This window comes from Desulfoluna sp. CLI2B (genome assembly GCF_056847375.1).
Genome location: NZ_CP186557.1, coordinates 5,526,380 through 5,539,358, shown reverse-complemented (window position 1 = coordinate 5,539,358; position 12,979 = coordinate 5,526,380). Strand labels below are relative to the sequence as shown.

The 12,979-nt window shown below is 60.1% G+C and carries 10 protein-coding genes and 1 tRNA gene; 4 read left to right on the top strand and 7 right to left on the bottom strand.

Translation table 11 applies throughout. The features are described from left to right. The first annotated feature begins 340 nt into the window (after positions 1-340). Entirely contained in the window at positions 341-970 is a 630-nt protein-coding gene (locus ACOYW2_RS25775; protein ID WP_482768423.1) for a hypothetical protein, read from the top strand. A gap of 552 nt (positions 971-1,522) precedes the next feature. Beyond that, complete coding sequence (locus ACOYW2_RS25770; RefSeq protein WP_482768422.1) at positions 1,523-2,104, top strand: GyrI-like domain-containing protein; 582 nt, start codon at positions 1,523-1,525, stop codon at positions 2,102-2,104. Positions 2,105-2,150: 46 nt separating this feature from the next. On the opposite strand, the gene ACOYW2_RS25765 is transcribed toward ACOYW2_RS25770, so the two are convergent. From ACOYW2_RS25765 to ACOYW2_RS25745, 5 genes are all read right to left on the bottom strand, one after another. After that, a tRNA-Val gene (locus ACOYW2_RS25765) sits at positions 2,151-2,226 on the bottom strand. A gap of 137 nt (positions 2,227-2,363) precedes the next feature. After that, positions 2,364-3,569, bottom strand: a complete 1,206-nt coding sequence (locus ACOYW2_RS25760; protein WP_482768421.1) for a hypothetical protein — start codon at positions 3,567-3,569, stop codon at positions 2,364-2,366. Positions 3,570-3,584: 15 nt separating this feature from the next. Next, the gene (locus ACOYW2_RS25755) at positions 3,585-4,565 is read right to left on the bottom strand and encodes a polyprenyl synthetase family protein (RefSeq protein WP_482768420.1); all 981 of its coding nucleotides are present in this window, start codon (positions 4,563-4,565) and stop codon (positions 3,585-3,587) included. Beyond that, complete coding sequence (gene rimO, locus ACOYW2_RS25750; protein ID WP_482768419.1) at positions 4,562-5,896, bottom strand: 30S ribosomal protein S12 methylthiotransferase RimO; 1,335 nt, start codon at positions 5,894-5,896, stop codon at positions 4,562-4,564. The genes ACOYW2_RS25755 and rimO overlap by 4 nt, the downstream gene beginning before the upstream one ends. A gap of 124 nt (positions 5,897-6,020) precedes the next feature. After that, positions 6,021-6,842 (bottom strand): crotonase/enoyl-CoA hydratase family protein, encoded by an 822-nt coding sequence (locus ACOYW2_RS25745; RefSeq protein WP_482768418.1) that lies wholly within the window; start codon positions 6,840-6,842, stop codon positions 6,021-6,023. A gap of 467 nt (positions 6,843-7,309) precedes the next feature. Between ACOYW2_RS25745 and ACOYW2_RS25740 the strand changes: the two genes are divergently transcribed. Both ACOYW2_RS25740 and ACOYW2_RS25735 read left to right on the top strand, forming a co-directional pair. Further along, complete coding sequence (locus tag ACOYW2_RS25740) at positions 7,310-8,332, top strand: tRNA dihydrouridine synthase (protein ID WP_482420558.1); 1,023 nt, start codon at positions 7,310-7,312, stop codon at positions 8,330-8,332. Between the two features lie 308 nt (positions 8,333-8,640). Continuing rightward, the gene (locus tag ACOYW2_RS25735; RefSeq protein ID WP_482768417.1) at positions 8,641-9,921 is read left to right on the top strand and encodes an HD domain-containing phosphohydrolase; all 1,281 of its coding nucleotides are present in this window, start codon (positions 8,641-8,643) and stop codon (positions 9,919-9,921) included. A gap of 262 nt (positions 9,922-10,183) precedes the next feature. Here the strand turns inward: ACOYW2_RS25735 and ACOYW2_RS25730 are convergent, their stop codons facing one another. Both ACOYW2_RS25730 and ACOYW2_RS25725 read right to left on the bottom strand, forming a co-directional pair. After that, positions 10,184-11,479 carry a (Fe-S)-binding protein gene (locus tag ACOYW2_RS25730; protein ID WP_482768416.1) on the bottom strand — a complete coding sequence of 432 codons (1,296 nt, stop codon included), beginning with the start codon at positions 11,477-11,479 and terminating at the stop codon, positions 10,184-10,186. A 3-nt stretch (positions 11,480-11,482) separates the two neighbouring features. Beyond that, positions 11,483-12,865, bottom strand: a complete 1,383-nt coding sequence (locus ACOYW2_RS25725) for an FAD-binding oxidoreductase (protein WP_180138375.1) — start codon at positions 12,863-12,865, stop codon at positions 11,483-11,485. Between the last annotated feature and the right edge of the window lie 114 nt (positions 12,866-12,979).

Genomic DNA, 12,979 nt, shown 5'->3' with positions numbered 1-12,979 from the left:
GTGTACGGCCTGGCTCACAAGGTTCGACCCAACTGGATACGTTGTCGTTACTTGACCATTATGGATTTAACCGCACTGCCTCCAACGGCCCTGCCGCGAGGCAAGGAGTTCAGATGTTCGAGAAACGTAACTATTCAGCTCGCCTCCGGCGGGTCACTTTTTTGAAAAAAAGCCCCGCACAAAAACGTTCCAAAAGACGTGATAAATTTCTTTCGGCGAAGCCTGGAGTGACGTTCTTAATACCTGTTTGTCAAACTTTTTAAAAGTTTGGCCCCCGGCAGGGCCGCCGGAGGCAAACTGGAACTGAATAGCTATCTTGATTTTTCCCGAAAGGATGCCCATGAACCCCATGTTAGCCACTCTCTTCCGCCACATTCTCAAAAGCCTTCTGCGGCTCCGGTTCCTCTGGCTGCGCACCCTCAAGCGCGGGCCCCACGGCGAGGCGCCGCACCACCTCTCCCCTGCGGAGCTTGCGGCGCTCGGAGACAAAGACGGCCGGTTCAAGCGGCTTTTTGCCACGCGCACGCCCCAGGTCACTGAGTCTTCCTGTTCGGCGGCGGCCGTGGCCTGCGTTATCAACGCCATGGATGAAGGGGAAAAACCGCGCATCCAAAACCAGATGGATCTTCTGGAAACGATCCGTGCCGGGCGCTGGAAGGAGCGCCTTTCGCCGGAAGGATGGCAAGGCCGCCGGGGGCTGCCCCTGGAGGTCCTGGGGGAGGTGGTACCTGCGGCCTGGCTGACCACGGACATTCACGCCGACCGAGGTGGTGCCCTTTTACCCGGACAGGTCCTGGAAACACGGATGGCACGGGCCGGAACCCTTCTGGATCGGTTTGCCAACGACCCCGGCCTCTATCTCATCGCCCACTTTAGCCTGCAAGGTGCCTTCCTGCCGGCGACCATTCCCCACATCTCGCCAGTGGGCCGCTGGACCCCGAGACCCAGACCGTCCTCATGCTGGACGTAGACCCGGACCAGCCCGTCCCCGACGCAGGCTTCCTCTGCCCGCTTCTACGGCATCGCCAGTCACTACGGGGGCCTCCTGAAGCCCTACGGATACGGCCACGGCGGCCTGGTGGTCATCACAGCCGACTAGGCGCACATGCTCCCGTCCCTTCGTTCCTCAGGGGCGTCACATGTGCTGACGGGCTGCGCCCGTGGGACAGTTGCCAAACGGCCTTCATCGTATTTCCAGAAGAATAAAATCAACCTCTCCTTCAAAAACGGTTGCTACATATCACGCGAATGCCCCGAGAACACTGGCATAATGGCTGCCTTCATGCATTCGCCACAGGGTTTCCAGGTGCCCACACCGGGCCGCCGGAGGCAACTGGATTTTTACATGCGTTGGCCCTGGCCGGAAGCATTGCTCTTCTTGTCCCCACCTGGTTGTTGTGATAAAGGATATTTGCATCTGCTTACAATGGAATCAGGAAGAAAAAGCGGGTGCAACAGCACCGGCACCAGGGGCTGAGGCCCTTCTGCCGGGCCCTCACCCACCCACAATGAGGAATAGCGGATGAAACCGATACTCTCCGTCACGCTCATCGCCCTGGCCGCCATTGTTGCCATCCTTTCCTGGTACGGGCTCTTTGCCCCCATCACCTTATCCGAGCAGACCATCCCCTCTTTCAGCTTTGCGTACAAAAAACAGACGGGCAATTACCGCCAAAGCGGGCGCACCATGAACGACATGTACCTGGAGCTCGATAAAGAGGGCATCTCCACCACGCAAGGGGTGGGTCTCTACTTCGACAACCCCAGAAAAGTGGAGGTAAAGAACCTGCGTTCCCTGGCCGGATGCATCCTGCCTGACGAAAGCATTGAAAAGTGGGAAGGGCTTCGGGCAGACTACCTGATCGGCACCCTTCCCAGCGCAACCCTGCCGGTGATCACCTTCCCGTACAAAGGAAAGCTCTCGGTGGTGCTGGGGACCTTGAAGGTCTACCCCAGGCTCAATGCATGGTTCAAAACCCACCCCCATCAAAAAGGGCCGGTCATGGAGATCTACGATGTATCCAAAGGGGAGATTCGATACGTTGTGACACCCCCCATGGGGGACGAGGTGCTGGATGCGCTCTGGCGGGCAGAGCGGCCTTAAGGCAATAAAAAAAGGGATCCAGAAAACTGGATCCCTTTAATATGCATGGTAGGCACGACCAGACTTGAACTGGTGACTTCTACCGTGTCGGGGTAGCGCTCTACCAACTGAGCTACGCGCCTTCAGGTGTTACCTGTAAAAACAAGATACATTTAGCAGCGATGGGCCGGGAGTGTCAAGGGAAAAAGACCGAGCGCCCGAAAAACAGACCATCCCCGAGGTATTTCTCAAAACCTCCTCTCCAAAGGAGGATATGCCCTTACTGCATGAAGGTGTTTTTCCCTCCGGCCACCATGTCCACCTTGATGTGATCCCTGGAGACCTCGGAAAGGGTGATGGAAAACCCGTTGTAGTTCCTGGCCAGAAGCTGCTCGGCGAGCAGCCTGCCTTCCCCTGTGAAGTTCACCACCATCACCGCCCGCTCGATGCGACGCTCCCTGGGCCTTACGGAAATCACCCCTTTGAGCCCCTCCATGTCGCGAGAGAGCTGGGTAAAATTCTCGAAAAAGTTGGTGCCCTCCACCACCACCTCGATCATGGTGGTGCGGCTCTTCTTCTCCTTCATGGCGTCCACGATCTGGGCCGAAAGATCCCGGCCTGCGTCTGCGGCCGCATCGCTCATGGCCCGGGTGCCTACGTCCACAGGGTCGGTGCCCACGGCAATGCTGGCTCTGAGAACACCGTCTGTGGATCGGTCCGAGCCCACAAGAAACCCTTCCAACTCAACGGACGCCCTGATGGATCGTTCATCCCCCATGACGTTGCCGGACGGCTCGGTCCAGGCCCGTCCAACCACCACCACATCGGCACCAAAGGCCCGGCCGATGCGCAAGGCCTCCTCCCGGTGCACCAGCCCGTCGGGCCCCAGGGGAGCCGCGTCGTCGATGATCGCCCGATGGGGAAGCACCTCAAAGCCACGTTTGGCCATAATGCCTGTAATGGCATCATCGGAGACCGTGGAGATAATGGACATGCCCGGCCCCCACCAGTGCACAAAAGAGTCGCTACCCGACAGCTTTTCCGAGACCAGGAACAGCAGCTTGGGCTTGTCCGTGCCTTCAAGGACGATGCCCGAAGAGGTGAGACGCTCTTCCAGGCGATCCATGGCCACGGAGGCTTCCACGGCAACATGGTAATAGGTGCCGGAACGTCGCTCCGCCACCACCTTGTATCCGTCGATGTAGGTTGCAGGGGACTCGGTGAGTATCTCGGTCACCGCCTCAAAATGCGCGGCCACGGCCCGATCCGAGAGGATATCAAACAACGCCTCTTCCACGGCGGTGTACAACCCCTCCTTTACCGCCTTGTCCTTGGCGTCCGGGATGTTGCTGCGGGCAATCACGCCCTTGCCCAGGGCAAGAAAGACCTTGAGGGATCCCTCCCCTTCCGCACGCAGGGTGCAGGGCAGTGTCAGGGAAAGGGCGAGAAGCATGGCCATAGTCCATGAAAAGATCCGTTTCTGCATCAGGTGCTCCATCCTTTATGATTTACGTCCCAGGCTGTAGTCCCCCACGAGAAGCAACAGCTCTTTTTCACGGCTGTGGGGAAGCCCTTCCAACGCCTTCTTGGCCTGTGCCACGTGATCACTGGCGCAGCGCTCGGTGTACCCGATGCCGTCAAGCCTCGTGAGCATGGCCACCAGCTCGGCAAAGGCGTCCGCTGTAAAATTTGGATCGGCCATGATGGCCTCCATGCGCTCTTTTTCTCCGTTGGTGGCTTTGGAAAGGGCATAGATCACCGGCAGGGTGAGTTTTCCTTCCCTGAGGTCCGCCCCGGGCTCCTTGCCCAGGCTGGCCAGGTCCGCGGTGTAATCCAGCAAATCGTCGGCCATTTGAAAGGCCATGCCGATATGCCATCCGTAGCGCCCCAGGGCGTCCACCACCTCGTCGGGCTGACCGGCCAGGTGGGCGCCGGTCACGCAGGCCCCTTTGAGAAGGACAGCGGTCTTGCGCTCGATGACATCCAGGTACTCGGCCTCGGTGAGGTCCATGCGCCCTTTGTTGTAAAGCTGCTGAATCTCCCCCTGGCTCATGGCCTCGGTGATCCCGCAGATCTCGTCGATGACGGCAAAATTACGGGTCTCGGCCGTGAGCGTAAGGCACCGGGCCAGGATAAAATCCCCGGTCAGGACCGCCTCGGGAGCTCCGTACACCCCGTGGGCCGCAGGCTTGCCCCGCCGCATCACCGCCTCGTCCACCAGGTCGTCGTGGATGAGGGTGGCAGCGTGAAGGTACTCAAAGAGCACGGAGTAGCGCGCAAGGTCCTGGCGATCGGACCCGCAGGCCCGGGCAGCCAGGATCATCAGCAGGGGGCGAAGGCGTTTCCCCCCGGAAAAGAGGAGGTGCCCCGCCACCTCCCCGGCCAGCTCAGCCCAGGGATTCAGGTTCTCTTTCAACGCGGCTTCGATGGCGGCAAGCTCGCCGACCACCTCGCCCAGGATTCTCGCCTTCAAATCGCTCATACCACTTCTCCTGACAAATCGTAGACGATGGCGTCCGTGATGCGGACGTCCACAAAGGAACCGACGGTGATCCCGTCACCGTAGACAAAGGTGACGCCGTCCACCTCCGGGGCCTGAAAAAAGGTGCGACCGACAAAGACACCCTCTTCAGGGTTCTCCTCGATGAGCACCTTGGTGACCATGCCCACCCGCTCCATGTTCCGGCGGGCCGAGATCTCCTCCTGGGCGGCCATGAGGGTGTCCTGCCGCATCTGGGCGACCTCTTCGTCCACATGATCCGGCAGGGCGTGGGAAGCCTGCTCTTCGGAATCGGAATAGGTAAAGACACCCAGGTGGTCGAACTCCACCTCGGTGATGAAATCAAGCAGCTCCTGAAAATCCTCTTCGGTCTCCCCGGGAAAGCCCACGATGAGGGTGGTGCGCAGGGCCACGCCCGGGACTTCCTTTCGGAGCCGGGCAAAAAGGGCCTTCAGGTCCGCCTGGGTGTAATGGCGGCCCATCTTCTTGATGATGGGATCCGAGGCGTGCTGGATGGGGATGTCAAAGTAGGCGCAGACATTCTCCCTGTCGGCGGCCAGCTTGATGGTGGCATCGTCCAGGGTGTCCGGAAAAGCGTAGAGGAACCGGATCCATGCGTCCGGAGCCTGATCGGACAGGGTTTCCAGCACCTCGGCAAGCTTGCCGGGTTCGCCCAGGTCCTCCCCGTAATCGGTGGTGCTCTCGGCCACGAGGTTCAGCTCCTGAACACCCGCGTCCAGAAGGCGCCCTGCTTCGGCCGTGATATCCGCAACGGAGCGGCTGCGGTACCGGCCCCTGAGGCTGGGGATGATGCAGTAGGTGCAGTGCCTGCTGCAGCCCTCGGCGATCTTGAGGTAAGCCAGGGGGCCTGTGGTGGTGATGCGCGGCGAATGGGTCCGGGCTGGGGAGGTGCTGTTGGGATCGGGAAACAGGCAGGTGGCTTTGCCTATGCGCCCGTCCACGGCCATGAGCCGGTTGACCTCCTCGGCGATGCGCTCGTACCCACCGGTGCCGATGAACAGGTCCACCTCGGGAAGCTCGGGCACGGCATCTTCCTTGAATCGCTGGGGAAGGCAGCCCGCCACCACCAGGTAGCGACAGGTCCCCTTTTTTTTGTACTCCGCCATCTCCAGGATGGTGTCGATGGATTCGTCCACGGCGGACGTAATGAAGCTGCAGGTGTTGATGATGATGACATCCGCCTCTTCCGGTGAATCGATGATGGTGCAGCGGGCCTCGGTGAGGTGGCCCAGCATCACTTCGCTGTCGACGAGGTTGCGCGCGCAACCCAGGCTGACCAGGTAAATGTTCATGGGATCTTAAAAAAACTCCTGAAACAACGGCCCGTACCCAAGCACCGCGGATCGCCCGGGCGCTCTTTTTCCAAAAAAAGGGCGCCCGGGGATCATGGGAGAATCAGGGGACTTGCCGTCTGGGCTAGTTGCCCGTAAAAACCGGTTTTCGTTTTTCCGCAAAGGCGGTAAAGGCTTCAATCAAATCGTGGGACGGAATGATGTTTGAGCTGATGGAAGCCACGTACTTGAGCCCCTCGGCCACAGTGGATTCGGTGCCGTGGTTGAGGACGTCCTTGGAGGCCTGCACCGCAATGGGCGGGTTGGCCGCGATGGTGTCGGCCATGGCCTGGGCCTCGGCAAACAGGGTGTCGACGTCCTTATACACCTCATTGACCAGGTTGACGTCCAGGGCGCGCTGGGAATCAATGCTCTTGGCCGTGTAGGCCATCTCCCGGGTCACCCCCTGGCCCACAATGAAGGGGAGGCGCTGGAGCACGCCCACGTCGGCCACAAAGCCGATGGCGGTCTCCTTGAGGCAGAAGGTGGCGTCTTCCGTGCAAAGACGGATGTCGCAGGCGGTGACAAAATCGAGGCCGGCGCCGATGCAGTGACCGTGAATGGCCGCGATCACGGGCTTGCGGCACTTCTCCATGGCGCTCATGGTCTCCTGGAGAGGGTAGATCTTTTTAAGGAGCTTCCACTTAAGCCCCCCTTTCTGCTCGTTCTCCATCAGCTCGGGCATGGCGCCCACCATGCCGATGAGGTCGATGCCCGCGCAGAAGCAATCCCCCTTGCCCGCCACCACGATGGCGCGGATCTCAGGGTCTTCATCCAGCTCCTTGAACACGGCCGGGGAGTCCATCCAGGCGTCCTGGCTCATGGCGTTCTTTTTGTCCGCCCTGTTAAACCATACCCAGGCCACATGGCCTTTCTTTTCCACCAGATAGTACGTGCTTTCGCTCATCTCTTCCTTACTCCTTCTCTGTCGTTACACCAGAATCATCGCGTATCCATATCATCAGAGTCGTTTCCACTCATGCCAACGAAGGTCGAAGGTATCCCGCAACTATAGTACACTATCTAACCAAGATCAATCGGCATCCACCTTCCCGCCCCCTGCCGAATATGCTATGGTTCGCGAATGCTCCTCCCCCGTACCCCGGGGGATCACATTCCCTTGCGGGCAGTGCCCGTAAAGAAGGTTGACGCGCCCCAACCATGGATGTTGCGCCAGCATCCCGGTGAGATGCGTATGCCGCCAGTGGATCGCCTTGTGAAAAAATGAGGAGCCGAACGAACGTTTTTTAAAACCTGTTTATCAAACCCGACTCATAAAATCGGGCAAAAGTTTGGCCACCGGCAGGGCCGCCGGAGGCATGCGTTGACCATAACCCCAATAAAGAGAGACGTCGCAACACGGCAACACGAGCTATGACCACCATACCTGAAACCATAAAAACCCCCATCACCATCGGGGGCAAAGAGATCCCCAACCGCCTCTTCCTGGCCCCCCTTGCCGGTCTCGGCCACGTGGCCATGCGGCAGATCATCGACGAATTCGGCGGCTGCGGCCTCTTCTTCTCGGAGATGTGCAGCGCCAAGGCCCTGCCAGGAGAAAACCGGCTCATCTCCCCCATGTTCCGCTGGCGGGACCAGGAGGCCAAGCGCCTTGTCATGCAGATCGTCGGTGCCGCCCCACAGGAGATGGCCCTTGCCGCCGAGCGCATTGAAAAAGAAGGTCTTTTCGGAGTGGACATCAACTTCGGCTGCTCCGTGGCCGGTATCTGCAAAAAGGAGAGCGGGGCCGCTGTTCTCCGTGACCCCGACCGGGCCGAGGCCATCGTCCGAGAGGTCCGCAACGCCACCACCCTGCCCCTGTTCGTCAAGTACCGCACGGGCTGGACAGACGACCCTGTCTTTGCCTCGGACATGGCAAAACGCTTTGAAGACGCCGGTGCCGACGCCCTGGTCTTTCACCCCAGGGTCTCGCCGGACCGCCGCAGCCGTCCCCCGAAGTGGCAGCACATAAAAGCCGTGAAGGAGGGCGTCACCATCCCCGTCTTCGGCAACGGCAACGTCTTCACCCCGGCGGACCTTACCCGCATGGTGGACACCACCGGCTGCGACGGTGTCTCCCTGGGACGCATCGCCATTGCCCGGCCCTTTGTCTTTGCCGAGATGCTGGAGGGCAAGAGCTTCGGCCCCGACATCTACCCCCAGGTGGCCCTGCGCTTCCTCGATCTGGTGGAAGAGGCCTTTGACCCGGCCTACGCCGTGCGCCTTTTCAAGAAATTTGTCATCTATTTTTCCGCCAACTTCAAATTCGGCCACCCCGTGTTCAAACAACTCGCCTACGCCGACACCCTGGACGGCCTGCGGGAAAACGTCCGCCAAACCTTTGCCGAACCCCTGGACCTGGCCGCCACTCCCAACCTCAACCTCTTTACGGCCTGATCAAAAAGCCTTCAGGCTCCATTCTTTTGGTCCGATAAGAAACGTGTCTGATAAAAATGTACCGAATTCAGCTTATGCCTCCGGCGGGTCGCTTTTTGAAAAAAGCTCCGCAAAAACGTTCCGGTTGCATCGTCTTCTGCCGCCCTGCCCCGTTGGGGCTGGGCGGCAGAAGACGATGCCTGTTCGTTACGCGCAAAACAGTCGGGTAATCGGTAACGTTCGGCCGGGCCGCCGGAGGCAATTTTCAGCTAAATAGTTACATAAAAATAAGCCTTTTCTGATTTGATCAGTATGTGGAGCCTTACCCCATGTTGCGTGAAATTTACGTCGACTTAAACAACGTCTTTCTCTCCCTGTCCGATGCCATCGACCTGGCCAACCCGAGCATTGCCTGCCACCAGATGCGCTGTGCCTACATCGTCTGGCAAATGGGAAAAGCCGCCAAACTCTCCAAAGAGCGCATCAAGCGGCTCTACATGGCGGCCCTGCTCCACGACATCGGCGCCATGACCCCCAAGGACAAAATACGGCTCCACACCTTTGAGGAATCGGACATCCTGGCCCACTGCCTCCGGGGTGAGGTCCTCTTCGAATCCGTCCCCCTGCTGGCCCCGGCAGCGCCCCTTATCCGCCACCACCACCGCAACTGGAGCGACTGTGAAGCCCCCATCGGGGACCCGGACGTCCTCGACGCCCAGATCCTCCACCTGGCAGACTGGGTGGAAAGGCTTATTCAACGGGACGCCTTTATCCTCAGCCAGATGGAGGTCATCACCACACAGATCCGCACCATGGAGCACACCGTCTTTCACCCGGACGTCGTGGAGCTCTTCATCCGCACCTCGGACCGGGAGGAGTTCTGGCTGGACCTCTCCTCAACCCGGCTCTACGGGCTTCTCCTTCGAAACGGCCCCTTGCGGTCCATCGAGACCCCCATAGAAGAGATCGGCTCCATTGCCCGCGTCATACAGAAACTCATCGACTTCCGGTCCCCCTTCACCGCCACCCACTCCGCGGGCGTGGCCGAGTGCGCTTCCCTTCTCACCGAACACTTCGGCTACATGGAGAGCGAAGTCAAACTCATGCGCCTGGCAGGCCACTTCCACGACCTGGGCAAGCTCATCATCCCCAACGCCATTCTGGAGAAACCGGGCAAGCTCACCCGGGAAGAGTTCCAGGTGATGAAACAGCACACCTACTTTACCTACGAAGTGATCCACTCCATCGACCGCCTGGAGCGGGTGGCCGAATGGGCGGCCTTTCACCACGAAAAACTCGACGGCACCGGCTACCCCTTCCGCGTGGGGGCTGAAAAGATCAACACCGGTGCCCGCATCATGGCCGTGGCCGACATCTTCACCGCTCTCACCGAAGACCGCCCCTACCGCACCGGCATGCCCCTGGACAAAGCCCTGGGCATCCTGAAAAACCAGGCGGACAACGGCAAAATCGAACCCCGGGTGGTGAGCCTCTTGGGCGACCACGCCAAAGAGATCTCCCAACAGGTCAAGGCCACCCAACTCGAATCCATGCGCTTCTACACCGAACACTTCACCGACGCCGTCCTCGCCGAGCATCACGTGGCCTAAGTTAAAAAATGCCTCCGGCGGCGAGGTGAGCCACCTCGAAAGCTGATTGCCATTGCGGGCGAAGCCCGCCAGGGAATGCGATGGGCCTGAGGAACGAAGGCCCGAGAGCATTCCCGAACCTGGGGTGCAGGGGCTCAGCCCCTGCCCGCCGGAGGCGATTTTCCATTTTTTTCCACCAACCAAAAACCCCCGCCCCTGTGTTCACAGGAGCGGGGGTTTTTTGATTCGGCATCACGCCGATGGAGAGGCGCTTTGGTGGGGTTTAAAGTGCGTCGGCGTAGAGTTCGATGACGTGTTTGACGGCCACGTGGTCGTGGGCCTGGGAGAGCATGTCTGTCATCTGCATCATGCAGGCCGGGCACCCGGTGGTGACCACGTCGGCGCCGGTGGCGAGGATGTTCTCCCGCTTGCGGCCGCCGATGCGGCTGGAGGTGTCGTAGTGGGCCAGGTTGAAGCTGCCACCGTTGCCGCAGCAGGTGTCGGCCTCGTTCATCTCCACGAACTCGTAGCCGGGCAGGCCTTTGAGGATGGCCCGGGGCTCCTGGGAAACGCCGATGGACTTTTTCAGGTGGCAGGGATCGTGCCAGGTGACTTTTTTGGCCGCCCCCTTTCCTGCCTGGGCGGCGAGGTCCACGTTGAAATGTTTCACGAGGAACTCGCTGATGTCCATGGTGCGATTGGCAACCCGCTGGGCCTTTTTCTCCGCCTCAGGAGAGATCTTGGCCGCCATCTTGGGCCAGAGCTTCTTGATGGTGGAGGTACAGGTGGCGCACGGGGTGACCAGCACGTCGTAGTTGCCGCTGGAGAAGGGTTTCAGGTTGTGTTTGAGGAGTTTCAGGAAACTCTCCTCGTCACCGGAGGCCAGGGTGGGGATCCCGCAGCAGGCCTGGTTCTTGGGCAGGTAGATACCGCATCCGTGGTGTTCCAGCACCTTGATCACGGCGTGGCCCACCTGGGGGAGCATCTTGTCCACCACGCAGCCCGGGTAGAAGGCCACGCGAATGTTTGCGGTGCCCTTGCCTGTGTCCATGCCCGAGTAGTCCTTGCGGAAAGGCCGCTTGGCCAGGGGCATGAAGTGGCGGTCCCCGATGAGGGGGGACATGATCTTGGAGCAGGAGGTCCCCAGGAAGGTGTCTGCCTCACTGGTCATAAGCCCCTGGAACTTGGAGCCCATGGAGAGAAGCCCGGAAAAGAGCCTCGGATGTACCAGGGTACCGCGAAAAATGGCCTTTTTCATGGGCGACAGGCCGATGTATCCGGTGAGGATGGCGCGGGCCTTGATAAAGATATCGGTGATCTTTACCCCGCTGGGGCAGTTGGCTTCGCAGGAGCCGCACAGGAGGCATTTTTCCAGACGGTCCTTGACCTCCACGGGGCTGTCGATCATGCGTTTGGCCAGGCTGTCGATGAGGGCCAGCTTGCCCCTGGCCACGTCCCCTTCCAGCATGGAGTCCTTGAACACGGGGCACACCGACTGGCACATCCCGCAGCGCATGCAGGTCACCAGCAGGTCGTCCAGTTCGGCAAGGGTGGTTCGGAGATTGGCGATGTCTTTCATGGCTTAATCTCCTATGACCTTACCGGGGTTGAGGATGCCCTTGGGATCCACCGCCTGTTTGATCTTGTGGAAATAGGTAAGGGACTTCTCGCCCACCTCCCGGGCCATGAACCCGGCCTTGGCGATGCCGATGCCGTGCTCCCCGGAGAGGGTGCCCCCCAGCTTGAGAGCCAGGTCGAAGATGTCCTCAATGGCGGTTTCCACCTTGTGCCACTCTTTTTCGTTTCGGCGGTCACACAGGATGGTGGGGTGCAGGTTACCGTCCCCGGCGTGGCCGAAGGTGCCGATGGACAGGCCGTACTTGGCGGCCACGGTATCCAGGCCGCGCACCATCTCGGGAATCTTGCTCCGGGGCACGGTGGCGTCTTCGAGGACCAGGGTGGGCTTGAGCTTGGCCAGGGCCGACAGGGCCGCCCTTCGGGCTTCCCACACCTTGTTCTTCTCCTCTTCGTCCTTGGCCACCTGGATGCGGGTGGCGTTGTGCTTCTTGCAGATCTCCTCCACCTTGGCGGCGTCATCGGCCACCTGTCCGGCGTGGCCGTCCACTTCGATGAGCAGAAGGGCCTGGGCCTCGGTGGGCAGGCCTGCCTTGGCGTAGTCTTCCACGGCACGGATGGTGAAGTTATCCATGAACTCCAGGGTACAGGGGACGATCTTGGCAGCGATGATGGCGGCCACGGACTCGGTGGCATCAGCCACGCTGTCGTAGACGGCCATCATGGATTTGGAGGCGCTGGGGGGCGGAACGAGCTTTAAGGTAATCTCGTTAAAGATCCCCAGGGTCCCTTCGGAGGCCACCATAAGGCCCCCCACATTGTACCCGGTGACGCACTTCACGGTCTTGGAGCCGGTCTTCACCAGATTGCCCTCGGCGTCGAAAAAATCGATGCCCATAAGGTAGTCTTTGGTGACGCCGTACTTCAGGCCCCGCAGGCCCCCTGCGTTTTCCGCCACGTTGCCCGCCAGGGTGGAGACCTTCTGGCTACCCGGGTCCGGGGGATAGAAGAGCCCCTTGGCGGCCACGGCCGCGGCAAAGTCCGCGGTGACCACGCCGGGCTGGACAATGGCGTACATGTCCGCTTCGTTGATCTCGATGATTTTGTTCATGGCGTTGGTCAGAATCACCACGCCGTTTTTAAAAGGGATGGTCCCCCCGGAGAGATTGGTTCCGGCACCGCGCACGGTGACGGGGATGCCGTTTTCGCCGCACAGGCGGATGGCTGAGCCCAGCTGTTCGCTGGAGTCGGGCCGCAGGACCAGTGCAGGCATCACAGGGTCCAGGACCGCTGCGTCGTATGCGTAGTTCATGCGGGTGACTTCGTCACTCATTACGTTTTTCTCACCCAGCAGGGCCTCGAACTCTTTTTTCAAATTCTCAGAAATCATATAGCCCCCTCCCACAGGTTCCTTATGTTTCTTATGGGTTTTTGTCTCACAACTCAGGTCCGGACATGAAAAGGGGGCCCCTGCCGGACCAAGCCTGGTGGGGCCCCCTGGTGT

Excerpts from the sequence above, each read along its gene's own strand:
- ACOYW2_RS25760 (WP_482768421.1), bottom strand. The coding sequence starts at position 3,569 with ATGCAGAAACGGATCTTTTCATGGACTATGGCCATGCTTCTCGCCCTT.
- ACOYW2_RS25740 (WP_482420558.1), top strand. The coding sequence starts at position 7,310 with ATGACCACCATACCTGAAACCATAAAAACCCCCATCACCATCGGGGGC.
- ACOYW2_RS25745 (WP_482768418.1), bottom strand. The coding sequence starts at position 6,842 with ATGAGCGAAAGCACGTACTATCTGGTGGAAAAGAAAGGCCATGTGGCC.
- ACOYW2_RS25775 (WP_482768423.1), top strand. The coding sequence starts at position 341 with ATGAACCCCATGTTAGCCACTCTCTTCCGCCACATTCTCAAAAGCCTT.
- ACOYW2_RS25735 (WP_482768417.1), top strand. The coding sequence starts at position 8,641 with ATGTTGCGTGAAATTTACGTCGACTTAAACAACGTCTTTCTCTCCCTG.
- rimO (WP_482768419.1), bottom strand. The coding sequence starts at position 5,896 with ATGAACATTTACCTGGTCAGCCTGGGTTGCGCGCGCAACCTCGTCGAC.
- ACOYW2_RS25755 (WP_482768420.1), bottom strand. The coding sequence starts at position 4,565 with ATGAGCGATTTGAAGGCGAGAATCCTGGGCGAGGTGGTCGGCGAGCTT.
- ACOYW2_RS25770 (WP_482768422.1), top strand. The coding sequence starts at position 1,523 with ATGAAACCGATACTCTCCGTCACGCTCATCGCCCTGGCCGCCATTGTT.
- ACOYW2_RS25730 (WP_482768416.1), bottom strand. The coding sequence starts at position 11,479 with ATGAAAGACATCGCCAATCTCCGAACCACCCTTGCCGAACTGGACGAC.
- ACOYW2_RS25725 (WP_180138375.1), bottom strand. The coding sequence starts at position 12,865 with ATGATTTCTGAGAATTTGAAAAAAGAGTTCGAGGCCCTGCTGGGTGAG.